Below are 23,784 nucleotides of genomic sequence, written 5' to 3'. Positions count from 1 at the left end.
GTCTTTAGAGAGCTAGCGCTCTCAGCTTGGCCTCAACCTCTTCAATCAGGTCAGCCAAAGTGGTGATGTAATACTTCTCAGCCAGAGTGATCGCGTTCTCACTCGGTAGGCCATCGGTGGCAAATGAACCCATAGCAAAACTATGAGACTGCCCCAGGGTGCTCCTTGCTTCTTTGCTAAAACTTGCCCCAAAACTAGGTGCCTGAGGGGCGCTCGCAGCTTCGCGGGTGAGGGTAAATCCGTAGGCCGTGCTATCTGCATAGCTGATATTGAGGACGTACTCCACCTGGGTGCCGTCCTCTGGCCGCTCAATGGACAGGTCAGCATCGTCAAGGAATTCGCCGTCCAGTTCTAAGCCACCGTTGTACTCTAAAGCCCAGCCAAACTTACGGGCCAGTGCGAAAGCAGTTTCTTTAATCTGGGTATTGTTTGGGTCGATAGCCACGGTTCTCCTTCTGGGCGGGTTTGTCTTATGTCTTCAACTGTACCCGCACCGCACCTAGGAGCCACCCAGCAGAGGTGCTAGTAGCGCCTTATTTCACCATGGCAAGGAAAAATAAGTACTTAAGCCTGATGAGATGGCCAAAAACTTGGCAAATACACCTGCTCTTGGCATCTTGTGAAAAGACAGACAGGGCTTATCTGGGTGAAACCAGCGCTAGAGTTACCGGCCTAGAGCACCTCATCCAAATCAACAGACTCAGGCACCTTCACACCGGTATTCATGTTCAGGGTCTCCCCCCTGAAGAAAGGCTTAAACTCATCCCGCCTCATGAGAGCAACCATGAGCGCAAAACCAATAGCGAAAGAGGCCACGGCAGTAATAAAGACCCCGCTGGTCCCCAGCATCTTGGTGTAACCGTAGTCGGGGTCGGCCATATTGAAAAGTGAGACAGCCAGAATACAGGTCATCATGAGCCCGCCAGCTAGTGGGATAATCAGGCGGAACACTACGTTACGGGCGCTTGTAAAGATACTGCCACGGTAATACCGAATACAGGCAAAAGATGAGACCGCATAGTAAACAGCTACCGCTACGCTGGCAGCTTCGATGGTGTCAGCCAGCATGTTCTCACTGATGTAGGTCATTCCCGTATAGAAGACCGCGGAGCAGACACCCATATAGATGGTGGCAGTCTTGGGCGTCTTAAACTTGGGGTGCACATCGCCAAACTTTTTGGGTACAGACCGGTAGACAGCCATAGCAAAAACACCCCGAGAAGAGGGCAGGATAGTGGTCTGACAGGTAGCCAGCGCAGAAACCGCAACCGCCAGGATAATAACCCAACCCCAGGACCCGAGAGCGGCATCCTTGAAGGGGGTAAAGACATCATCGGAGTTATCTGGGTTAGCGAGGCCAATCCCTTCGGATCCCGCACCCGCGTACATTAAGGCCACGACGGTTACAAAGACGTAGGTGACCACCAGAATAGAGCTGGAGAGCACTGCTGCGCGGCCGGGTGTGCGGTGGGGGTCTTTGGTTTCTTCGCTAATAGCTAGGCAGGTGTCCCAGCCCCAGTAGATGAAGATTGAGATGAGCACCGCCTGCACCATACTGCTAAAGCTGGATTCAAAGGGGTTGAACCAGCTCATCTCAAACTCATACCCGCTCGTGGCCCCGGAGGCTAGCGCCTTAAAAACACCCAGGGCGAGCAGAGCAATAGCAAGATACTGGATTCCCACGAGGAGCCACTGGGTCAGCGAACCCGCTTCGATATTGCGGTAGGAAATCCAGGTGGTTAGAGCGATGACCAAAACACCGGTGAGCACCACTATGTGCTTATTGTGGGCAAAATCTTCCCGCCCCAAAAAAAGCCAGAGGTAGATAGCTGCAATCTGGGTCTGATTAGCCATAGCTATGACACCAGCAACAATAACCCCCCAGCCGGAAATCCATCCAACCTTGGGGCCAAAGGTTTTTGTTCCCCAGGTAAATATGGTCCCGGAGTCGGGGACAGCTTCGTTGAGTTCCTTGTAGGACAGCGCTGTAATCAGCATGGGGATAAAGCCCAAGACAAGGGCGATAGGGGCCTGGTAGCCAACAGCTACCACGATGAAGCCAACAGATGCGGCCAGTGAGTACATGGGGGCGGTCGAGGCTACCCCGATGACGGTTGAAGAAGCCAGCCCCAAGCGCCCCTCGGCAAGGCCTTTATGGTGAAAGTCTTTGGTCATTATCGCTAAAGATCATCCTCTGCAGGGAGGCACTCACCAACAGCCTCTACACCCCGCAGCTCAGGGGAGGTGACGTGCAGGTGGATAGCTGGGTGGGGCCTTCAGACGGTAGATAAGAATAAACAAAGTCTCAGTATAGGACTCAATTACCTTAAAGACGAAAGGACCGGCTCAATCAGAGGGTGCACTTTATGCTCTTGTCTCTGATCTGCCGGTCCTTTGTCGTGGCTCTAACCACTACAGGGTATAGCCTGTCTACTTGCGCCTTGCCGCTTGCTTTTCAAGCTGTAGACGGTCGTAGTTTTCCCAGTAGCTACGCTGGGTCAGCTGGTCTGTGCCATCCCAGGCATCCAGGTTCTTGATCTCGGGCAGATCACTGGCTTGGAAGACAGGTTCCAGACCGGCCTTGCGCTGAGCCTCATAGTTGCGAAGTAGCTTCATGACGTTGGGCATGAGCAGGCAGACAGCGGTTAGGTTGACAATGACCATGCCGCCGTTGAGTAGGTCAGCTAGGTTCCAGAGCAGATCCAGTGATGCAATGGCACCGAAGAAGACGAAGCCGATGACAATCACACGGAAGATATTCATGGGCAGGTGCTTCTCAGTCACAAAACGGATGTTGGACTCACCGTAGTAGTAGTTACCGATAATTGATGAGAAAGCGAAGAGAGCGATAGCCACAGTCAGGAAGTGAACGGCCCAGCCCCCCAGGTGGGTGGAGAGCGCGGTCTGAGTGAGGGTACCTGCCTGGCTACGGTCCCCGTAGGGAACATTGCCCGCAACCAGTACGATAAAGGCGGTCACCGAGCAGACCAGAACGGTATCGAAGTAGACACCCAGAGACTGAACAAAGCCCTGCTTAGCGGGGTGGGAAACAGAGGCGGTTGCGCCGGCATTGGGGGCTGTACCCATACCTGCTTCGTTGGAGAGTAGGCCTCGGCGCATGCCCTGGGTAATCACACCGATGACGCTGCCGGTGACAAATTCACGGATACCAAAGGCACCGGTAATGATTTCAGCAATAACATCGGGTACGGCACCAATGTTGAGCACAACTACAATCAGACCCAGCACCAGGTAGAGCACGGCCATGAAGGGCACGAGAATTTCGGTGACCGATGAGATGGCGCGGATACCGCCGAAGATGATGAAAGCAGAGAGCAGGGCGATCACTGCACCAATCGCGATACGGAAGCCCATACCGTTGGTTTCAGCAATATCAACGTTAAAAGAGCCCGCTACGGCACCGACAATCGCGTTGGTCTGAACGGCAACAAAGACGAAAGCGTAGGTGATAACAATGAAAGCAACAAAGATCAGGCCGAGCCAGCGGGCGTTCAGGCCGCGAGCCATGTAGTAGGCAGGGCCACCGATATAGGAGTCCTCACCCTTACGTTTGTACAGCTGACCTAGGAGTGATTCTGCGAAAGCAGAAGCTGCGCCAACAGAGGCGATGACCCACATCCAGAAGACGGCACCGGGGCCGCCCATGGTGATAGCCAGGGCTACACCGACGATGTTACCGACACCTACTCGGGAGGCAGCGGAGACGGTGAAAGCGCGGAAGGCTGAGATGCTTTTCTTGCCGTTGTATTCGGTGCCTGCCGGATCCTTGAGGGTGCGGAACATCTCACCCAGGGACCGGAACTGAACGCCACGGGTTGCGATGGTAATGCCCAGACCTGCAAGGACCAGAGCGTACATTAGGAAGTTGGTCCAGAGAAAATCTGAAATTGAGGTAATAGCATCTGTGGCCCCAGCGGTGGATTCATTAATCCAGTTCACTGCGTCGAGCAGAAAATCCATGCGTGCTCCAAATCGTTAAAGGGTACAACTGCTCTGATGTGTATGGGCTGGCAGCTGTCCCTGGTGGTTGACTACCTGTTGCGGCACGGGTGGGCAACAGGAGCGGGCTTTCACCTGCTGTATGGTGCGGTGAATACTCAGGTAATTCTCACAGGTCGTGCACCAATCTGCAAAATACCCGCAAGTGTGATGTTGCCGGGTCGCTGCTTGGCACAGCTGTCTCAGGGCCGGAAGCCCTAAAATTTAACCCCACCGACAGGCTAAGCCTTGGTATTGGCCTGGGCCCTGTCGGTGGGGTTCATTCTTACTTGGGGCTTGGCGCTGGTGCCTCGGTGTTGTCGCTGAAGACATCGGGGATGCCGTCGTGGTTGGCATCCAGGCTTTCTTTCTGCGCAATGAGCTTGTAGTTCTTATTGCGGATGGAAAGAATGATGGCTCCGAGAACAGCAGCAAGAAGCGAACCAATCATAATGCCAATTTTGGCGTCTTCCGTGTGCATGCTCCCCTCTTTAAAGGAGAGCTCGGCTACCAGCATAGAAACTGTAAAACCGATACCGCCGGTGACGGCTAGGCCTACAACATCAATCCATTTGATATCGGGGTCAAGATTGGCGCCGCGGAAGCGGGTAATTAACCAGGCTGTGCCTGTAATGCCTACGGTCTTTCCAAGAACAAGACCTAGCATGATGCCGATAGCTACAGAGTCAGCTAGTGCGGTGGTGAGCCCCTCCCAGCCGCCGATAGCGACACCAGCCGAGAAGAAGGCAAAGAGGGGTACACAGATGCCGGTGGATAGGGGGCGGAGGCGGTGTTCAAGGGTTTCAGCCAGGCTGGAATCTGCATCTACCTGATTGGCCTGAGCTGTCATCCGCACGGGTACGCAGAAACCGAGGATGACACCTGCGATGGTAGCGTGGATGCCTGATTCTAGGAAGAGAGCCCAGGTAATCAGACCCAGGGGGAGCAGAATTACCCAGGCCGCCCACCCTTTTTGGTGGAAAAGTTTCTCGTGCTTGTGGGTCAACCAGAAATATGCGCCAATAGGAATAATTGAGGCAATAAGGTACCAGGGGTGGAAATTGCTGGTGTAGAAGAGGGCGATAATAACGATGGCAATGAGATCATCAACGACAGCTAGGGTGAGCAAGAAGGTGCGCAGGGCGGCAGGAAGAAAAGTGCCTACCCCTGCAAGGACAGCTACCGCAAAAGCGATATCGGTAGCGGCGGGGATAGCCCAGCCACTTACTGCGCTTGGGCTGTTGTGATTGATAGCGAAGTAGATGATAGCCGGAGTCATGGCTCCACCGAAGGCTGCGGCTACGGGGACAATGGCCTTACCCGGATCACGCAGATCACCGACCACAAACTCTCTTTTAAGCTCCAAGCCGGTGAGGAAGAAGAAGACGGTGAGTAGCCCGTCTGCGGCCCAGAGATGGACGTTCATCATCAGGTGGCTAAAGCCCGGTATGGCTAGACCGATTTGGCTATCGCGGATGCTTTCATAGAAGTCGGCTGCTTGGGTATTAGCCAGCACGATAGCTAGAACAGTGGCGGCAAGCAGAATGAACCCGCCCACTGACTCCTTGCGTATGATCTCTGAGATGCGACTTGTTTCGGCGTAGGATCCGCGTGAAAAAAGAGGATCTGTCTGAGGCGTTTGGGACATGCCTCTCCTTCTGTCGGGTGGGTTTCTCGTCGGTTTAGTTTCCATTATGCTCCCTAAGGCTGTTTCCAGCCTGTAGCTAAGGTGCAGAACTGTAAAATAAGCCTACGAATTATCCCAGGGACTGAAAACCGCCCCCTGTGTCTTGTGGAGAGGGGGCGGTCGATGAAGAGGTGGGCCAGGCTTCTTGTTACTGGGAGTCTTGAACCCTGGCGCTGTCATCGCTAAAGACATCGGGGATGCCGTCCTGGTTTTCATCCAGGCTTTCCTTCACTTCAACCTGCTTGTAATGCTTATTACGGAGTGACAGGATGGTTGCCCCACCTAGGGCGGCACCTACGGAAGCGGTCAAGATAGCAACCTTGGCGGCATCGTTGTGGGGGGAGCCCAGGCCGAAGGACAACTCAGCAATAAGCAGGGAGACGGTAAAGCCGATCCCGGCCAGAGTTGCAACGCCTATAACGTCAATCCAGGCGATGTCTGGATCCAGATTGGCATGGCGTAGGCGGGTCACCAGCCAGGTGGAGGCGGTAATGCCGATCATCTTGCCTAAGATCAGGGCGGCAATGATGCCGTAGGCAATGGGTTCGCTGACTGCGTCCATAAAGCCCTGGACACCACCGATAGCTACACCTGCTGAGAAGAAGGCAAAGACGGGGACACAAAAGCCTGCGGAGAAGGGGCGGATACGGTGCTCCATGACCTCGGCTAGGCCGTGGTCGGCATCGGCGGCCTTGGTGCGCTTGTTATGGCGCACGGGAATCATAAAGGCTAGGATAACGCCGGCGATGGTGGCGTGAATACCAGAGTTGAGGAAGAGTACCCAGGTCACGAAACCGATGGGAAGTAGGATTAGCCAGCTTGCGGTAGGGGAGAGATGGAAGAGCTTTTCGCCCTTGCGAGCAATCAGGGCGTAGAGGGCAATCGGAATGATGGACAGTGCCAGGTAGCCGATTTGCAGGTCGCTGGTGTAGAAGATGGCAATAATCGTGATGGCAATGAGGTCATCGACTACGGCCAGTGTGAGCAGGAAAGTACGCAGCGCGCTGGGCAGGTGTGAGCCGATAACGGCGAGGACGGCTACTGCAAAGGCGATATCGGTTGCCGCAGGGATAGCCCAGCCCCCGATTGCCTCATCGCTACCTCGCAGGTTAATAACGGTGTAGATAATAGCGGGTAGAGCGACACCGCCGGCTGCGGCCACAATGGGGACGAGGGCTTTGCCGGGGTTGCGTAAATCGCCTTCGACAAACTCTTTTTTGAGTTCAAGGCCGACTAGGAAGAAGAAGACAGCTAGCAGGCCGTCGGCGGCCCAGTGTCCGATGGAAAGCTTAAGGTGCAGGCCCCAGAAGTCGGCACCCAGGTAGGTATCGCGCAGGCCAAAGTAGTGTTCGGCGGCAGCTGAGTTGGCAAAGATGAGGGCCGCAATAGTTGCGACCAGCAAAATGATGCCGCCGGTAGATTCCTTGGAAAGAATCTCGGAGACACGCTGAGACTCCCTGTAGGAGCCGCGCGATAGGACGGTGTTTTCTGAGGACATAGGGCTAACCTTTGGGGTCGATGACAGATATATCACCGCTGATTTCTACCTACCAAGGGGAGTGAAGCGATAGACAGCTTCGTCTTGTGAGCTCGCCTGGTGTTGAGAGAGTCAGCGAGCCGACCAGTCTTCCCGGCACACCTTTAGTGATTAAGCCTATCAAATGGTGGAGCGGGGTAAAAGCTTGGTGATGGCGGTGGTGCCGGTCATGCTCATGGGGTGAGCAACACATTGAGCACGGGTTGACTAGAGCGGGCCCATCTTTCAATGAAACTATAGACTTGTTGAATAGATGATTCTGCTGATTACCTTGAGGAACCATGAGCACAGAAAACTCCACGCCTGTTGGTGTTGATACCACCCGCTGGTTATCTGAAGAAGAACGTGAAGGCTGGCTGTTTATATCGTCCATGATGTTTAAATTGCCGGGGCAACTGGAAAGTCAGCTTCATAAGGACTCGGGGCTGAGCTTCGTGGAGTACATGGTCTTGGCCATGCTCTCAGAATCCAAGCAACATAAGCTCACTATGACCGAGCTGGCTTGCCAGACAAACACTCTTCTACCGCGCCTTTCTCGCGTGGTGACCCGCTTAGAAAAGTGGGGTTTTGTAGATCGCAGCATCTGGGAAAAGGATCGCCGCGTGTCTATCTGTCACCTTTTGCCTGCCGGTCTGGACAAGGTGCAGGAGGCCGCGCCGGGGCATGTTGAGGCCGTTCGGAGTATCATTTTTGACCGGCTCAATGCCCGCCAGGTCAAGTCACTTGCCAAGATCGGTGAGGCCGTTCTGGGTGATAAGCCCAGTGCCGTCATCAACGTAGCGAATATTTCTTCTCTTGATGAGGATGAATAGTCTCACCTGTCGGACATCATAGAGACTTTTTAAAATATAAAGAACCTGCCCCACCGCACACAGTGGTGGGGCAGGTTCTTTGTGCGTGTGAAGACTTATAGTTTTTATCCACAGGTCTTATCCACAGTGTTAATAAGTTCCAGGGGTGTGATTACAAGCTTGTTATTTTGAGGGATCGGGTTCAGTGCTTTTTGAACCGTGGCCCTCTGGTCCGTGCAGAATCAGGGGCACCTTGTGCTGCCCATGAGGTCACTCATGCGCCAGCCATAAGATCTTGGCCTGCCGCCTACCCCTTTTATCCCCACCTGTGGATAAGTCTGTGAACAATTTCCACTTAAGGTGGGGAAATCGCTAAAAGCCTGGGGGGAAAACCCTCTCTAGAGCCTTAATGACCATGCTTTTCGTGGCCTTTTAACGCTTTGTCCACAGGCTTTCTCCACAAGTGGAACCCCCAGGGACAGTCTAGCTCTTCGAATAACACCCTTGTATTTTCGAAGATTGAGGGCCTAATGCTTACCCCTGTGGGTGGTGTGGTATCGAATATCTTCGAAACTCACGCTCCTGTAATTCGAATATCCCCAGTTTTATCCCCACCTGTGGATAACTTTATATCCTGCCCGGTGGAGAATTGTGGATAACTGCTTCCACGGGGCTCACCTAGCATCAGCCCAGGAGCAATCCCGCAGACAGATAGGAGCCGCCCCGTGACCGCTTGGCCCCGAGTGTGTAGAGTTAAACCCAGAAAGACCCTAAGACAGGGCCTTTAACGAAAGGAACACACCATGGCAGAGAAGTACGCTCTTCCTGAACTCGACTATGACTATGCGGCGCTAGAACCCCACATCTCAGCACGCATCATGGAGCTACACCACTCCAAGCACCACGCCACCTACGTTGCTGGAGCCAATACCGCCATCGAGAAGATGGAAGAAGCCCGCGCAAACGGCGACTTCGCCAACATCGGCAAGCTCTCCAAGGACCTGGCCTTCAACCTGGGCGGCCACACCAACCACTCCATCTTCTGGAAGAACCTCTCACCCGAGGGTGGCGACAAGCCCACCGGCGAACTGGCCGCAGCAATCGACAACGACTTCGGTTCCTTCGACGGCTTCCGTGCCCACTTCGAGAACGTAGCCCTCACCATCCAGGGCTCTGGCTGGGCAATCCTGGCCTGGGACACCGTCGGTAAGCGCCTGGTCATCGAACAACTCTACGATCAGCAGGGCAACATCTCCGTAGCCCTCATCCCCGTCCTGCAGCTGGACATGTGGGAGCACGCCTTCTACCTGGACTACCAGAACGTCAAGGGCGACTATGTCAAGGCATTCTGGAACATCGTCAACTGGGCAGACGTTGCAGCACGCTTGGACCGCGCTGTATCCCAGACCAAGGGCCTCATCATCCCCGAAGCTTAAGCCCAAGAAACTAGGCTCAAGCAGGCACCCGCGCCCCTCCCTGACCGGGGAAGAGCGCGGGTGCCTTCGTCATCAGCGGGCCAGACAAGCCGGTCGCGGCACAAGAAGGACGGAACCGCCCCACCCGCTGGCTGCTATGGTCTTCAACCCTAAGGAGTAAAACCCATGCGCCCACACCGCTACACCACACCCATGACGGCTCTGGCCCTCGGTGCGCTCACTTTTACCGGCTGCGGTCTGCTGGGCGGTGGCCAGGAAGAACCAGCTGAAACCACCCCAACTGCCACCCCCACCGAAGACCTCACCAGCGCTCGCATTATCTCGGTAAAAGATGCAGATACCATTGTGGTGGACCGTGATGGCGCCACTGTAATCGTTGACCTGATGAACCTAGCCACCCCTCAGGCCAGGCACGACAACCCCGATATACACTGCCTGGCAGAAGAATCCACCGACTACCTCACCCGTATGCTGCCGGTGGGCTCACCTGTGGAACTAACCTACGATACCGCCCTAGGAACCGGCACCAGGCCCAGCCCCACCGAGTCAGCAGCTACCGAGCCACCGCCCACTGTCACAGCCGGGGTCACCCTACCTAACGGCAAACTGGTCAACGCTGAGATAGCCAGAGCGGGCTACGGGGTGGCAACCCATGACGGTGCTAGCCTCTACTACGATCAGGTCAGCCAAGCCCAAGACGAAGCTGACCAGAAACAAGCAGGCCTCTACAGCAGGGATATGGCCTGCACCCTGCCAGCTCAGCTCAAGACCGCGACCAATAACCTCACCGGGGCACAGGGGCTAGACCTCAAAGACCCTCTGGAAGAGGCAACCCAGCTCACTGGAACTCTCGCAGGCTACGAGAAAAACCCCGACCTGCCTCTGCTTGCCTCCATCGTTGAAACCCAGTCTGTCAAAACCCAAAGAGCGGCCCTCACCCGTGCCCACGAAAGCAAAAGGGTTGCTTACACTGTTGCCGAAGAGGCTGAACGGGAGCAGAAAGCTAAAGAAGCCAGCGCCTCCCCGCCCCCCTAGCGCTAGGGACCAGGGCAAAAAATCAGCCTCCGGTGAGCCCTCACCCAAAAAGTGAGGCCACCGGAGGCCAAGAAAAGTAGTAAAGCTGTAGGTTTTAGGAGCCGGGACGTGCCGGGGTGCTTTGCGCCCCGGACTTCTTCTGCTGGTTTACACTGGTGCCATTCTGTGGATAGAAATCATCACCGAGGGTCTGCTCCAAATCTGTCAGTTGCTTGGAGACAGAATCCAGAGTGACGATAGAGCCCACCCATTGGGCCGGTGACTTAACCTGATCCTTGAGTTCCCGGTAGAAAGCAGAGGCATCTTTGTAGATTTTTTGACGTTCTGCCTCCTTCTGCTGGTCCTCAGCAGAGGCGTCCTGGCCGGTATTGACCTCCCAGGTTTTGGCGTCGTCAACAGCCTTCTTCTGCTCCTGGATCAGCGCGGGGATAGCGCATTTAAGGTCGCGGGAATAAAGGCCCAGGCCCTCGTTGGCGGCATCCTGTTGGGCTTGAGAAATCTCGGGGTAGAACTTATCGCTGGCAGTGGAGAAAGTTGTGGCTACCATACCGGCTCGTGCCATATCCCGGTTGATGAAAGCGTCACCCGAGTAAACAGCGGCCTCAACATAGCCGGTCTTGCCGCGCTGGTTCTCATCAAATTTGAGCGTCACCTGGCTGTTGGCAGGTAGTTTCTCTGCAAGAAGGGCTTTTGACTCATCGACCAGGCAGTCACTAGAAAGTGCCAGCCCGTTGGGGGAAGGCGCAGCAAGATTAACTAGACGGACCTGCTTTTTAAGACCCTCGATCTCTGCGGTAAAGGTGTTCGCTGATTCAACGGAAACAACGGTAACGGTCATACCGTCCGTGTAACTGATCGTGGGAGAAGACGTCGCCGTGCTGTTGGCTTGATCGTTCTGGCCGCAACCGGTCAGAACAAGCAGTGCACTAGCGACTAGGGGGATAAGACGCTTCATGAAAGGGTGCCTTCCTGGGCTTTATAAGCGGCCTCGCGGTACATGCCCAAGGGGCCTTGATCCGCAAATGCGCGCGAATGGTTATAACGGTAAAGACGCGGCGGGCGGTGGCGGGTTCCCTCAACCCGCTTGCCGGTGTCAATGATTGATTTTGAGGCCGCAATCTGCCGGCGGAAGTTAGCCGGGTCTAGGGGGCGTCCCAGGATAGCTTCGTAGACCTCACGCAACTGGGCAAGAGTGAATTCTTCCCCCAGGAAAGAATGTGCGATACGGGAATACTCCACCTTATTCTGCAAACGGTAGAGGGCGTATTCAACAATCTCATTGTGGTCAAAAGCAAGAATGGGGAGCTCATCGATGGGGAACCACCGAATGTTCTCGTGGACGCGGGTGCGCTTGACCTCGGTCTGGGGGATAGAGGCCCAGTAGATGATAGAAACTACCCGCTCGTGGGCGTCCTCTTCGGCGGGTACGGGGAGTGACCCGCCCTCACGCATAATCTTGTAATCGGGGGTGCGGTGTACGTCGCCAAAGGCGTAGAGCTGTTCAAGATAGCCCGGTACCAGCCCCGTTGCGCGCTTGAGAGTGGACCCTGCGGCTTCTTCGAGCGAGAGCTCCGGGTGTAAGGGCCCACCGGGTAGAGCCCACTGGCCCTTGTAGGGTTCGCGTAGACGGCGTACAAGCGGTAACCAGAGGGAGTGGTGGCTTTGGCCCTCCTTGCGGCGCAAGGCCAAAATCACTGTAGAAACAGCAAGCGAAACCGAGGTGTGATCGGCATCGAGGTGCTCTTCATGGTGGCTCTGGGCAGCCGGCTCAGGCAAGGTCATAGGGTTCCCCACAGTTAGCGATGGTCTTGTCTCCTACATTCTAGTCAAGAAAAAGGGGCAGAGTTCGTGCGGGAACGGAAGAGCAACCTTTCGCGGGGCTTCTTCAAGCGCGGTGGGCCCTGCAAGCTACTGGTCTTGAATCGGTAGCTGGAGACATCATTAATTGGTTTCGGGGAAGAAATGTACTTATGGAAAGGCGCAATCGGAGGGCGAGTTCACTGCCAGCCGGGGAGCTACATCAGGGTTGTGTGAAGCAGATACATATAATTATTATTAATTTATAATCCGCATTGTTTTATCGTGGTGAATTTTCTGGGGAAGGTACTCCACAAAAATAATGGGGACAGGTATCAACAAAGAAGTTGAGAAATGATGAAAAAAATAAAATTATTTTCTTGTCTTTCAGCCATTGCCCTCCTGACTGGGTGTGGCCTGTTCTCACCGACCATGCCCCAGTATTCGCCTCAGGAACAACTGTCCGATGGGGCTTTCGCCGTGTATCTCGCGGGGCGGTATGATTCGCCGCTGTCGCAAAATCCTGGGAGCGGGATCCTCTTTTACCACCCCGAAAAACAGGAGTGGTCGCGGCTGGACCTTAAAGGTCTGGACGGTGGGGCCCTTAGTTTTGATGGTCAAGAGCTTCACTACAAAGATAAGGTGAACGACTACATCTTGAGCGCCGACGGGGTAAAAACCATAGAGCACCCCCAACAAGAAATGCTTACTATCTCTGAACAGATACCCCTACCCGGTGAAGGAACTGGATCTATCGCCCTTGTAAATTCAGGGAACCCCACCCAAATTATCACCGTACAGGGCCAAGAACGCACCCTCCACGAGGTACCTGATTCTCTTTCCATGATGGCGACCTGCCCCGACGGTACGGTGTGGGCTATGGGCCAAAGCGGGGAGATGAAGGCAGACCCCGTTGAGTCAGCGTACCCACCGGATCGGCTTTATAAGCTCTACCCAGAGTTCTCAGCTACCCCCGTCGCCGAATATAAGAGTGAGCAGCCGGCGAACACTACCCAGCATTTTGTCTGCTCTGACAATGTCATCTACTACATTATTGACAGCATCACCCCGCCTGCTGAGGGCCTGGCCTACGCTGGCCCCGAGCACTACACCGGGTCAAAGCTGGTCTCCTATGACACGCAGACCGGCGAGTATCGGGAGCAGGACATAAGCGGGGACCTGGCCACCCGCCTAAATGACCAGATGTGGAGCCCCACCCTCTCACCGCTCTACCTATACGATGGGCACCTGTGGTGGGTATCGGGGTACGGCAAAGTGGTGAAAACCGACCTGGCAACCGCCCAGAACACGGTAGCTTTCGACCTGGGCGACTTCGAGCCGAGTAAGGATATCGGCTACCTGGTGCAAGAAGATAAATACCTCTTCCGCTTTATATTAGACCTTTCGGGGGAGACCACCATCTACCGCTACAACCTAGAGACTGAGCAGCTAGAATCACGCGCTACCGGACCTGGTGTGGGTGATGCGACCCCCAGCGACCAGCACCCTTTTACCGTTGAGGTCCTGGACCTTGAAGCACTGCTTAAGCTGTGACGCCTGCGCTCAGTAATTTTCTGACGGAGCCAGGTCAAAAGGGGCGGCCACATGCGGTGGCCGCCCCTTGCCTGTGTTGGGGTGTGCTGGATTAGTCGATAGTGAGTTCGCCCATGCGGTCCCAATCATTGCCCTCAATGAGGCGGGAGATAATCTTGGGGGTCTCGGCCAGCCAGGGGCGCATACTCTCCATGCCCTTGGCGAAGTGCTCGGACTTAACGTGGGCTTCTGCTGCGTCGTCCTTGAAGGCTTCGACCAGGACTACCTCGTTGGGGTTCTCAACCCGAAAGAACACTATGACACCACAACCAAGCACCAACCTGGTGCGAGAGCTACCGGCCTAACTGGGTCGTAGCCAACCCTGCCAACGGTCACGCACATGCCCTGTGGCTCCTAGCTTCCCCCATTCCTCGCACCGAGTATGCCCACCGCAAGCCAATCGCCTACGCCCATGCCATTACCGAAGGCCTAAGAATCGCAGTAGACGGAGATAAAGGCTATGCCGGGCTTATCACTAAAAACCCGTTACATGTTTCCTGGGAGGCTTACCAGCTCCACACCCACGCCTATGCCTTAGACGAGCTGAAAACGGCTCTAGAAGCTGATAGCTGCCTTCCTAGCCCCTCCTGGCGTAAAACTAAACGACGCTACGCCGCCGGTCTAGGCAGAAACTGCCTTATTTTCGATTCTGCGCGCCTGTGGGCTTATCGAGAGGACGGAACCACTTCGGCAGTCCTGAGAGCTTAGAAAGGGCTGTGACGGCTCATGTGCACGGTCTAAATGCTGATTTCAAAGACCCATTACCTGAGCAAGAAGCTCAGCAAATTGCTAACAGCATTGTGCGGTGGGTTGTGGCTGAGTCTCGGTTGTGGAATGACGGGGAAGCTGTTTATGAAGCAACTTTTACGGCTATCCAGTTCGCACGGGGACGCAAAGGTGGAATAAAAAGCGGGAATGTAGGAGCTACTAAAGCACGCGAAAGGAACTGGCTTCTGTGAACACTGAAGAACTGCCCCCTAGCGTCTATGCTTGCTATTCGCGGGGAATTCAGACGGCTAAACAAGTTGCACAACGTGTAGGTGTTTCTGAACGCACTGCACAACGTTGGACTTCTCGTAGCCGTACTGACTGGCTGACTGAAAAAGCCCAAGAGCGAGAAGAGATCCGCGCCTATCATGACGATTTAGGGGACTCGTGGACTCAGACCACCAAGCACTTTAAGCTTGCAGTTTCGACTGTGAAAGAGGGTGCTTATCGTGCTCGTAAGGAAAGTACCAAAAAATCAAATTATCCAAATAGAAAATAAATATGTTTTTGGGTTCCTATAAGATTAAGCGGTCTTTAGCTTATGCACACGCATATGCAAAACGGCCTTGTGAACCATAAAAAAGTGAATAGCACAGACAGACGTGATGCCTAAAGGAATAATCCAAGAAATAGAGTTAATGGCTTCAGCACTTTTCGTTAGCCAGAGGTAGAAGAGGAAAGCAACGAGGTAAGCACTAATTCCAAAAATTCCCCAGTTAATCATAGGAAAACCGCCTTCTCGCTGAGAACCTCTGGAAAGAATAGAGTTGGCAAAGTAAGCCAAACCATAAATAGCAGCGGGAATAAGACCGTATATATTGAAAAATTGACCGAATTTCTGTGGATTAGATGATACTTCTCCCCATAGTCCAGCATGAGAAAGAACTGGCAACGACGCGAGCACTACGGTGAGAAAAATCATGATAGGTACAGAAATTAACAGAAATATTTTGGTGTTGCTAGAGAGTTTAGTGCTGTGCATCAATGTCACTGGGAATCACTCCTCCAGGTTCGCTTTCATATACAGCATGAACAATATTGTTCGAAAATGCGTTCCACGTGGGCCAAGCAATGAAGCTGTCAGGGAAACCAGGATCATGAGGCCCATGGGCTTCTGCTACAAGAGTTCTACCGTCAGCACTGACGCCTAAAGTAACGATGTTGTCAGGCCCAAGCCTATGACTTTCAAGCGAAAGAATTTTTATGTGACGGTCCCCGACTTCCAGGATCCGAATAGGGTTGTTACCTAGCAGGATAACTTCCTGACCTGGCTGCGGATTATCAACCATTCCAGGTATAGGGAAAACATTACTAAATTGTTTAGTAACAATTTTCCATATTTCGTGGCCAGGCAGAGTATCAGCGTATGTGGGTGTAATAGAGTACTCATGGCGATAGTTATAACCAGAATCATTTGCTACTTCATGCAACGTACTGTTGGTAGCCAAAGTTCTTTCTGCACTTTCTTCATGCACTGGATTATTCGCATGGGCAGGGGCAATTCTAAGCGCTCCTAGAGCTAGCGTACCGGTTACAAATCCTGTTGAACACTTCTTTGCAAGAGACATTGTTCTTCCTTTTGTATAGAGCATCTTTACTCTGGTGACTAGCGACACATCAAACTAACCATATACGCTTTAAATAAGTCAACTTATTACACCACAATTAGATGATATATCCGATAAAATGCCTAACCAGAACCGATTTGAAAATCTCCGTAATATTCACACAACGGATACATAACCAGCCAACAGCAGCTAGACCCACACACTTACCGATCAGCTCTGACCTGATTTCTAGGGACTTTTTTCTTACACACCTGTGGCATTGAAGTGCACTGCACTGTATTTTTACTCCGTGTGGGTGATGCGACCCCCAGCGACCAGCACCCTTTTACCGTTGAGGTCCTGGACCTTGAATCACTGCTTAAGCTGTGACGCCTGCGCTCAGTAATTTTCTGACGGAGCCAGGTCAAAAGGGGCGGCCACATGCGGTGGCCGCCCCTTGCCTGTGTTGGGGTGTGCTGGATTAGTCGATAGTGAGTTCGCCCATGCGGTCCCAATCATTGCCCTCAATGAGGCGGGAGATAATCTTGGGGGTCTCGGCCAGCCAGGGGCGCATACTCTCCATGCCCTTGGCGAAGTGCTCGGACTTAACGTGGGCTTCTGCTGCGTCGTCCTTGAAGGCTTCGACCAGGACTACCTCGTTGGGGTTCTCAACGCTCAGGGACCATTCGTACCACTTGTTGCCCGGCTCTGCGCGGGTGGCCAGGGTGAAGTCGCGGGCGGCTTCTAGGAATTCTTCACGCTTGCCGTCTTTAACCTGGAATTTAACCACAATAAAAATCATGCTCGGCTGTCCTTTGCTTGATGGTGTCTTGCACCTTTAACCCTAGATCTACTGGGTATCTGGCTCAAGCCTTAAGCCGGGGGTGTGGGGAAAGGCTACAGGCGCTGAGGGAGCCCGCCACCTCTCAGTCAAAGATAGTTGTTCTTATGTAAAGAATAGTTTACATTTAAGGGGAGGCCTCAACCCGAAAGAACACTATGACACCACAACCAAGCACCAACCTGGTGCGAAAGTACCGGCGGTGGAAGGAACTATCGCAGGCAGAACTTGCCCAACGGGCAGGGGTGTCCCGCCAGACCATCGCCAATATTGAAAAGGGCAACTATGCTCCCTCGGTCTACCTGGCCCTGATGATCTCAAAGATTCTGGGCAGGTCGGTGGAGGACATCTTTGACCCCCGAGAAGGTGACTAAACATGAGTATCAACCAGAGAATCTTGGACCGCTATGACGCATCCATGGATGATGAATTTGAGCGGCAGGCCCTCTATAGGGCTATCGCAATTTCCTATGCCTGGGTCATCAACTTAATGTTTGGGGCTTGCGCAGTTCTGGCCTGGGTCTTGCCCGGTTGGTATGCCATGTGGGCTGTGCTCCCCCTGGGGGTGCTTATCTTCTCAATGACGATCAGAGACTTCTGGCTACGTCAGCACGCTCCCAGGCCTCGAATTACCCCATACTCAAAAGTTGGGTTGGTGTTCGCCCTTGTGGTTTCCATGCTCATGATGAGCGGAATCTACCGCAACATTCTGGGGCTTGTAGACCCCGATATGTCACGCGGAATGATTGTTGGTGGTGTAGTGGGCGCGACAGCTAGCCTCTTCATACTGCGTGATATTTCTACCAAGCAACGCCAGCGTGACCGCCAACGCCTGGATGCCCAACTAGGAGAGGACGACTAGCTGGAAACATGTGCGCTTAGAGTGTGGGCGTAGATGCATAACGCAATAATGAGTCATACGAACCAGGGGTGACTCTTTTAGCGCGCTAAACTGGGGTAGACCTGTACCTGACGAAAGCTACCGTAGTGCGCAAACCACGCCCCTACCTGGCCGTTCTTACGAGCCTTCTAACCATACTTATTCTTGCGATAACGGTGGTATGGATAGTGGCCAGTCCAGATTCCCGCACCTCTTTGAATGCGCTTGTTCTTATCTTTCCTGCGGTGTTTATTCTCGGTGCTACTTCGTGGTGGCAGTGGAGCATTTACACGCGGAAAGCTCAGCGCTATAGGCGGTGGGTTTGTATTAAGCGTTCTCTTGCGAGGGTTGTCCTAGACATGGACAGCTTTGAAGTAACCTACGAAACTATTCCTGTGGAATTACGTCTCGCAGACCTAGAGGTAGCGTGGGACTCTCTCCAAAACCTTGCCTACAGCATGCTCAAACATCAGGAATATGTTGAAACCTTGCCTATAGCCAGCGACCTATTAGGCAATGAACTCACTGAGTATGAGAGCGGAATAGCACGATTAGAGGATTTAGCGCAGGGGCTTATGGGATCAGGCGCGATATGGATATCAGGCGATACAGCACAATCGGTCTTTGACACTTTACTCCGGCCAATTACCCTGCTTGTTCGTGAACAACTTTTCTACATAGAGGATATTCCGGGCGAGTATATGCAACAGGAATGGGCAACGGAACTCCGTAGGGCTTATGGGGTACTTGTCTCATTAGCTGATGAGGGTCTCACATCAGGCTTTCCGCCCCACCAACAGCCCAACAATATGAACCCAGGTAGCCAGGCTTTACCGCGTACACAGCAAGAGGCTGATTTAGTTACCCTCCGGCATCACCTTGTGAAATGGAAAGAAGCTGAAGGGGCAGTCTATGGGGCCGCGCAGAAGATATATAGGGGGCTTAGTGCTGCCAGAAACCCCGAAGAAGTAGCCTATTACCCTGTTCCCGTACCACCGCAGGGGGCCAGCTTATTGACCCTGAGAAAGGCCCTTGGCCTGCCCGTTGATGTGAAGACCAGTGTCGAATACATGCTCCAACGGTCTACTGCTCTGTCCTACTCATACATCAGAACAGACTGGCGGCCAAAAGCTCTATGGCCAGCACCTAGACAAAAAATAGGTACATTCCGTTTGCTCAAAGCCCAAAGAGACTATGCGCGGCAGCTTCTCACCCAACCGGATACTCTCAAAGCTCATTCAATCCTTAGTCGGCTGGACCAAATTGTCACAGAAGCAACATACACGGATAGTGGTGCTCCCAGGAAGGCGCTAACGGTTGGTATCGCGGGTGGAATAGGCCTGGGTTTAGTTACTCTCTGGTTTTTTGTGAGTTCTATTAACTTTGTCAGTAGTGCGCACACTGCTCTCAACCTACTGCTCATTGTTCCAACATCTTTTATGCTTGGCTTCACGATACTTTTTATACCGTGCGCTATGGTAGCCCTTTATCTTTCGTGGAAAAAAGCCGTGAACCGGGGCGCCTTAGCAACAATCGGACTGCAGAGTAAGCGCGTGAAAGCCCTACGTTCGCAGCTTGAAACGTTCATGATTAATCTGGACGGTACAAGGCTCAATAAACTTATTATCGAACATTCACAGTCTGCCTATTCTTCACTGTCTCAACGACTTTATGAGAGAGCATTAGCCCTGGCGCTTCGGGATGTAGAAGAACTTGAACGGAATACCGGAATGGGTCTTGCCCTGGGCTATGAAGACCGGCTTATTGAAGAGACATCTCAGCTCATTGCTTTCCTTCACGAATACAATCAGGATTTAGAGTCGGCAGATACCTCTCAAAGCATGAGGAATAGCTGAAACCATGAAAAAGATAGGCTTTAGCTCATCCAGCGGAGTACTGGCAGCTATCGTAGTTGTTTTTGTGGCGCTATCTACCGCACTAATCTATGTTCTGCTTGGGGTTATGAACAGAGAATCGGCTACAGATAATTCTGTTCAATCAGGCCAGGCATACACTTCCCGGAGTATGGACTCAAATGTCTCTGCAGAATCCCCCGCTATCTCGGAGGCAACGACACCGTCCGTCCCCCAACCTTTGGGCCCTCAACCTATCTCGGTAGCTGACCTGGAGGACGGCGGAGCAGAGTATTCTGGCACCGGCAACAATGACTTCCGTATTAAAGATCCCAGCGGTGACCAAAGCACTATATGGGTAGAGGTTGAATACGAGCCTGCCCATGCCCAAGATACGGTACGCATATTTTTAGAGAGCCGGCTGGTATCGGACGATTTACTGTGGGGGTACGGAACAATAGATATCCCTAAAGCTGGCACGTATTCTCTACTCGTAAATCCCTACCTTCCGCCGTTAAAAGACATCGATAGGGGTATAAACGCCCTCAGAATCGAGACTCAAGGACGCTGGCAGGTGAGGGTTCATCCGGCATCTCAGATACCCATTCATGGCCTTAACGAACCGATACAGGGGTTAGGGCACCAAGCCTTCCGGATTCCGCCTGGTGCAACCGCAGTAGATATTAGCTACTCCACTGATAAGCCGTCCGAAGATCGCCTAGGCCTTGCGCTTTATACAGCAGGGCCTTTTGGCTCTACCGAACGCTCGATAATCCCCCCATCATCTGCGGACCGGACAGAATCCATCGAGCTTTCCGATGCAGAATATGTATCTGTCCAAGCCGAGTCAGAGTGGACTCTAACCTTTAGATAGGCTTGCGGAAAATCTTATTGAGGCACATACACAGACCAGCTACTGGCTAGGGGAGTCCGAACATCAATATAGAGTGGTTCCGCGGGGAGATCCACAGATATTTTGGTACTTGAGAGATCTGAGGCGAAGACCGTTTGTGACCGATAGTGCCCTGTTCCATCCGGACGGTAGAAAGTTATCGAGGCCTCCTCAAATCCCCAGCTCACCTGCACTTCTCGGTAAAACTCAAGTTTTGCCTCGGTTCCTCCAGACCAGAAGAAGACCCCTGCACCGTCTCCTCTTCTGCCGTAAAATGCATCTCCCGGTTTAATCTCAGGCGCTGCATCAAGAGGGTAGGCTTTGACCTGCCAGCTTTCCTGGTTTTGGGTCAAGACCTCCAGGCGGTTTACGGGATCTGAGGTCATATTGACAAGGTCATATACGGTTCCGTCGTGACCGAACTCTTTAGCGCGAATTGCCCCAGGCTCATCAAGGTCCTTATCGGGGTTGGTTACCGCAAATTTTTGAGCTTCGGAGAAATCAATAGCTTCCGGCCCGTATTTCGGGTATCGGTTTCTTCTTTTCGTATCTTCTGTGGGTGCGGTCGTATACGTCAGAATCATAGGATTCGTATTTTCAAGTGTAAAAATCTGCGATCTGTCTGACGCTGCGATTTCCTGGCCCCCATCGTGGAGGAACTTATACGGCTGAGCATTGAGTGCCCCGATTGGAGAAATAGCCTCATGGTTAAAGCCTATCCACCACTCGTAGCCTTGGCCGTCTACCGTAACAAACCACGGGGAAGACGGTATTTTAAAATCGGTGTCTTGGGCTGGTAAGGCGGAGGTAAAAACCTGCGTCGGCTGTATATCTTCTCTGCCGAGCTGATCGGGGACAGTAACACTAAAAGGGCTCAAAGATTGTGCAGATACTTCTGACTGTGGCGCGTATACAAGGTGCGCTCCTTGAATCTGCTGCAAAATAAAGGCCTGCTGCCCTGTTCCGGCTAGCTGACTGATGGAATCATACAAGGGGGCATCAGAAACCGGATGCACTGTAATCTTCCATTCCCCACGAGTGCTTACCTGAACCTTCTGACTGCTTTTGCTGACATTAGCATCTAGCCAGATTGATCCCTTCACCGGTTCCTCCTGCTTATTAGCTGAAGCGGTGACATTAATATACTGCTCCTGGCTCCCACCCAGAAAAGTTACCTCAGGGTCCTTGGTATCAGAGGGGATAATTTCATACTCAACCCAGGCAGGTTCAACTGGTCCATCGGGGCGGGAAAGATCGAGGAGAGCCTCACCGGTTCCTGATAACTCTTGAGTTGAGGTTATGGTGGGTGAGTTGCTACCTACCTCACTATAGTTTTGGTAGAGAGTGTGGGCTGGCCAAGTGGCCGTATTAGAGAAATCAACTGTCTTATTGTGACCGTTCCAGAAGCTGAGGGTGTCGAGGGCTTGAACGTACTCAGGAGAAAGGATCTCGTCAACACCATTACCCAAAGTTGCAAAAGCGACTACAGCTGTACTCAAGGTTATGGAGCCAGCCGTAATGATAGAGGAGTAGGCTCCGAAGCGCCTAGATTTTTGTTGCTTCCGGGGTGTGGAACCGTAGTCTGGTAGGTTTTTGTTACGCTCGCTTGAGCGAGACTGGTCAACGCTTGGAACCCACAGCTGCCAGCCGGGAGGAACGGTACCCCATGAAGGGTGAGGCTCCCAGCCCTCCGGTGGCACCCAGCCTTCGGGGAATCGTGGCCAGTTGGGTGGAGGGTTAAACCGTGACAACGTAAATACCGGGCCTTTCGATAAGACTAATTCCCTCATTCTCCCATGAACTTGCGCGGTTTAAATTTTATTGTATCGCCATCTTATATAGCTATTTATAGTGCGCCCTACCTTGTGAATGGGCGTCAATCTTCCCTTGAGTGTTCTTTGGGTGAAGACCTCCTTAACGGAGCCGTGTTTTTTGAAGGCCCCGAAACCTTACCCGTATGATGGTGATTGGGAGCACATTCCTACCCCCCCATAAATATTCAAAGGAGAACCCATGAAAGCCCTCGTCTACCACGGCCCCGGCAAGCGCAGCTGGGAAGAAGTACCCGACCCCACCATCATTGAACCTACTGACGTCATCGCACGAGTAGATACCACCACCATCTGCGGAACCGACCTGCACATTCTCAAAGGCGACGTACCCGCCGTCGAGCCCGGTCGAATCCTAGGCCACGAAGCTGTAGGAACCATCACCGAGGTCGGCTCTGCCGTCACAGAGCTCAAAGTCGGGGACCGCGTTATCATCCCCGCCGTCACCAACTGCGGCAAGTGCTCCTACTGCAAGAAGGGCCAGTACTCCCACTGCCAGACCGTGGGCGGTATCGGCTGGATCTTTGGGCACCTGATCGATGGCACTCAGGCTGAGTATGTCCGCGTACCCTACGCAGAGACCTCCCTCTACCGGGTTCCCGAAGGCCTGGCGGATGACCAAGTACTCTTCCTGACCGATGCCCTGCCCACCGGTTTTGAAATTGGAATCCTCAACGGCAACACCAAGCCCGGTGACACCGTGGCTGTTGTTGGTGCTGGTCCCGTTGGTCTGGGCGCGATCATGACCGCTAACCTGGCCGGTGCCGGTACCGTTATTACCGTGGACATGGATGAAAACCGTATGGACACCGCCCTAGAACTGGGGGCAACCCATAAGGTTAATGCTTCAGAGCCCGATGCTGTCGAAAAAATCAAGGCTCTATCCCCAGATGGCCTAGGCGTGGACGTTGCTGTTGAAGCCGTGGGTGTACCCGCAACCTTTAAAACCTGCACCGAAATCGTACGGCCCTACGGCACAATCGCTAACGCCGGCGTCCACGGTAAGGCTGTGGAACTACCCATCCAGGACATGTGGATCTCCAACGTCTGCATCAACATGGGCCTGGTTAACTGCAATACCGTGGAAAACCTGCTTAACATGGTGCGCTCAGGTCGCCTGAACGCTAAGGCTATGGCCACCCATTACTTCACCTTTGACCAGTTCGAAGAAGCCTACGACCTCTTTGCTCATGCCGCAGAGAACAAGGCCGTCAAGGTTGTCATCTCCCGTGAAGCCTTGAAATAACAGTTCACCGGGTGTCTGTAGCTCATGGCTACCCCGCGGAGAAAGCGGGGTAG

Annotated in this window: 22 protein-coding genes and 1 pseudogene; 11 read left to right on the top strand and 12 right to left on the bottom strand. The window is 53.3% G+C overall.

The features are described from left to right. Nucleotides 1-4: 4 nt before the first annotated feature. From ACN082_RS08050 to nhaA (ACN082_RS08030), 5 genes are all read right to left on the bottom strand, one after another. A complete protein-coding gene (locus ACN082_RS08050; RefSeq protein WP_419100346.1) occupies nucleotides 5-445 on the bottom strand; it encodes a hypothetical protein in 441 nt (146 codons plus the stop codon). Between the two features lie 227 nt (nucleotides 446-672). Then, the gene (locus ACN082_RS08045; RefSeq protein ID WP_419100345.1) at nucleotides 673-2,175 is read right to left on the bottom strand and encodes an APC family permease; all 1,503 of its coding nucleotides are present in this window, start codon (nucleotides 2,173-2,175) and stop codon (nucleotides 673-675) included. A gap of 255 nt (nucleotides 2,176-2,430) precedes the next feature. After that, complete coding sequence (locus tag ACN082_RS08040) at nucleotides 2,431-3,981, bottom strand: alanine/glycine:cation symporter family protein (RefSeq protein ID WP_419100344.1); 1,551 nt, start codon at nucleotides 3,979-3,981, stop codon at nucleotides 2,431-2,433. 304 nt (nucleotides 3,982-4,285) lie between these two features. After that, nucleotides 4,286-5,647 (bottom strand): Na+/H+ antiporter NhaA, encoded by a 1,362-nt coding sequence (gene nhaA / locus ACN082_RS08035; protein WP_419100343.1) that lies wholly within the window; start codon nucleotides 5,645-5,647, stop codon nucleotides 4,286-4,288. A gap of 187 nt (nucleotides 5,648-5,834) precedes the next feature. After that, the gene (gene nhaA, locus ACN082_RS08030; protein ID WP_419100342.1) at nucleotides 5,835-7,184 is read right to left on the bottom strand and encodes a Na+/H+ antiporter NhaA; all 1,350 of its coding nucleotides are present in this window, start codon (nucleotides 7,182-7,184) and stop codon (nucleotides 5,835-5,837) included. Between the two features lie 320 nt (nucleotides 7,185-7,504). Between nhaA (ACN082_RS08030) and ACN082_RS08025 the strand changes: the two genes are divergently transcribed. The 3 genes from ACN082_RS08025 to ACN082_RS08015 all read left to right on the top strand — a co-directional run bounded on the left by ACN082_RS08025 (nucleotide 7,505) and on the right by ACN082_RS08015 (nucleotide 10,485). Then, a complete protein-coding gene (locus ACN082_RS08025) occupies nucleotides 7,505-8,035 on the top strand; it encodes a MarR family winged helix-turn-helix transcriptional regulator (protein ID WP_419100341.1) in 531 nt (176 codons plus the stop codon). A gap of 782 nt (nucleotides 8,036-8,817) precedes the next feature. Continuing rightward, on the top strand, nucleotides 8,818-9,450 hold the full coding sequence (locus ACN082_RS08020) for a superoxide dismutase (RefSeq protein WP_419100340.1): 633 nt from the start codon (nucleotides 8,818-8,820) through the stop codon (nucleotides 9,448-9,450). A gap of 165 nt (nucleotides 9,451-9,615) precedes the next feature. After that, nucleotides 9,616-10,485, top strand: coding sequence for a thermonuclease family protein (locus ACN082_RS08015; RefSeq protein ID WP_419100339.1), 870 nt, complete (start codon nucleotides 9,616-9,618; stop codon nucleotides 10,483-10,485). 94 nt (nucleotides 10,486-10,579) lie between these two features. On the opposite strand, the gene ACN082_RS08010 is transcribed toward ACN082_RS08015, so the two are convergent. Beyond that, the gene (locus ACN082_RS08010) at nucleotides 10,580-11,440 is read right to left on the bottom strand and encodes a thermonuclease family protein (protein ID WP_419100338.1); all 861 of its coding nucleotides are present in this window, start codon (nucleotides 11,438-11,440) and stop codon (nucleotides 10,580-10,582) included. After that, complete coding sequence (locus tag ACN082_RS08005) at nucleotides 11,437-12,267, bottom strand: NUDIX hydrolase (protein WP_419100337.1); 831 nt, start codon at nucleotides 12,265-12,267, stop codon at nucleotides 11,437-11,439. The genes ACN082_RS08010 and ACN082_RS08005 overlap by 4 nt, the downstream gene beginning before the upstream one ends. A 369-nt stretch (nucleotides 12,268-12,636) precedes the next feature. Here ACN082_RS08005 and ACN082_RS08000 point away from each other — a divergent pair, with 369 nt between their 5' ends. Continuing rightward, nucleotides 12,637-13,836, top strand: coding sequence for a hypothetical protein (locus ACN082_RS08000; protein ID WP_419100336.1), 1,200 nt, complete (start codon nucleotides 12,637-12,639; stop codon nucleotides 13,834-13,836). A gap of 91 nt (nucleotides 13,837-13,927) precedes the next feature. On the opposite strand, the gene ACN082_RS07995 is transcribed toward ACN082_RS08000, so the two are convergent. Continuing rightward, nucleotides 13,928-14,152 (bottom strand): putative quinol monooxygenase, encoded by a 225-nt coding sequence (locus ACN082_RS07995; protein WP_419100335.1) that lies wholly within the window; start codon nucleotides 14,150-14,152, stop codon nucleotides 13,928-13,930. 29 nt (nucleotides 14,153-14,181) lie between these two features. Here ACN082_RS07995 and ACN082_RS07990 point away from each other — a divergent pair. Together ACN082_RS07990 and ACN082_RS07985 are read left to right on the top strand one after the other, a co-directional pair. Next, nucleotides 14,182-14,583: pseudogene (locus tag ACN082_RS07990) on the top strand (replication initiation protein); the annotation flags it as partial. A 247-nt stretch (nucleotides 14,584-14,830) separates the two neighbouring features. Further along, nucleotides 14,831-15,142: a hypothetical protein gene (locus ACN082_RS07985; RefSeq protein WP_419100334.1), complete on the top strand. Its 312-nt coding sequence runs from the start codon at nucleotides 14,831-14,833 to the stop codon at nucleotides 15,140-15,142. 24 nt (nucleotides 15,143-15,166) lie between these two features. Here ACN082_RS07985 and ACN082_RS07980 read toward each other — a convergent pair whose 3' ends face one another. From ACN082_RS07980 to ACN082_RS07970, 3 genes are all read right to left on the bottom strand, one after another. Beyond that, complete coding sequence (locus ACN082_RS07980) at nucleotides 15,167-15,634, bottom strand: hypothetical protein (RefSeq protein ID WP_419100333.1); 468 nt, start codon at nucleotides 15,632-15,634, stop codon at nucleotides 15,167-15,169. Continuing rightward, nucleotides 15,612-16,211 carry a hypothetical protein gene (locus ACN082_RS07975; RefSeq protein WP_419100332.1) on the bottom strand — a complete coding sequence of 200 codons (600 nt, stop codon included), beginning with the start codon at nucleotides 16,209-16,211 and terminating at the stop codon, nucleotides 15,612-15,614. The genes ACN082_RS07980 and ACN082_RS07975 overlap by 23 nt, the downstream gene beginning before the upstream one ends. 460 nt (nucleotides 16,212-16,671) lie before the next feature. Further along, nucleotides 16,672-16,992 carry a putative quinol monooxygenase gene (locus ACN082_RS07970; protein WP_419100331.1) on the bottom strand — a complete coding sequence of 107 codons (321 nt, stop codon included), beginning with the start codon at nucleotides 16,990-16,992 and terminating at the stop codon, nucleotides 16,672-16,674. A gap of 197 nt (nucleotides 16,993-17,189) precedes the next feature. On the opposite strand from ACN082_RS07970, the gene ACN082_RS07965 reads away from it, so the two are divergent. The 4 genes from ACN082_RS07965 (at nucleotide 17,190) to ACN082_RS07950 (ending at nucleotide 20,638) form a co-directional block, all read left to right on the top strand. Beyond that, nucleotides 17,190-17,405 (top strand): helix-turn-helix transcriptional regulator, encoded by a 216-nt coding sequence (locus ACN082_RS07965; protein ID WP_419100330.1) that lies wholly within the window; start codon nucleotides 17,190-17,192, stop codon nucleotides 17,403-17,405. A gap of 2 nt (nucleotides 17,406-17,407) precedes the next feature. Beyond that, nucleotides 17,408-17,893, top strand: a complete 486-nt coding sequence (locus ACN082_RS07960) for a hypothetical protein (protein ID WP_419100329.1) — start codon at nucleotides 17,408-17,410, stop codon at nucleotides 17,891-17,893. 377 nt (nucleotides 17,894-18,270) lie between these two features. Beyond that, nucleotides 18,271-19,767: a hypothetical protein gene (locus ACN082_RS07955; RefSeq protein WP_419100328.1), complete on the top strand. Its 1,497-nt coding sequence runs from the start codon at nucleotides 18,271-18,273 to the stop codon at nucleotides 19,765-19,767. 4 nt (nucleotides 19,768-19,771) lie between these two features. Further along, a complete protein-coding gene (locus ACN082_RS07950; protein WP_419100327.1) occupies nucleotides 19,772-20,638 on the top strand; it encodes a hypothetical protein in 867 nt (288 codons plus the stop codon). Nucleotides 20,639-20,652: 14 nt separating this feature from the next. Here ACN082_RS07950 and ACN082_RS07945 read toward each other — a convergent pair whose 3' ends face one another. Then, nucleotides 20,653-22,155 carry a hypothetical protein gene (locus ACN082_RS07945; protein ID WP_419100326.1) on the bottom strand — a complete coding sequence of 501 codons (1,503 nt, stop codon included), beginning with the start codon at nucleotides 22,153-22,155 and terminating at the stop codon, nucleotides 20,653-20,655. Nucleotides 22,156-22,669: 514 nt separating this feature from the next. Between ACN082_RS07945 and ACN082_RS07940 the strand changes: the two genes are divergently transcribed. Continuing rightward, complete coding sequence (locus tag ACN082_RS07940; protein ID WP_419100325.1) at nucleotides 22,670-23,731, top strand: zinc-dependent alcohol dehydrogenase family protein; 1,062 nt, start codon at nucleotides 22,670-22,672, stop codon at nucleotides 23,729-23,731. The last annotated feature ends 53 nt before the right edge of the window (nucleotides 23,732-23,784 follow it).

Source organism: Rothia sp. CCM 9417 (genome assembly GCF_048513575.1).
Classification (GTDB): Bacteria; Actinomycetota; Actinomycetes; order Actinomycetales; family Micrococcaceae; genus Rothia.
This window is presented reverse-complemented; position numbering and strand designations above follow the sequence as displayed.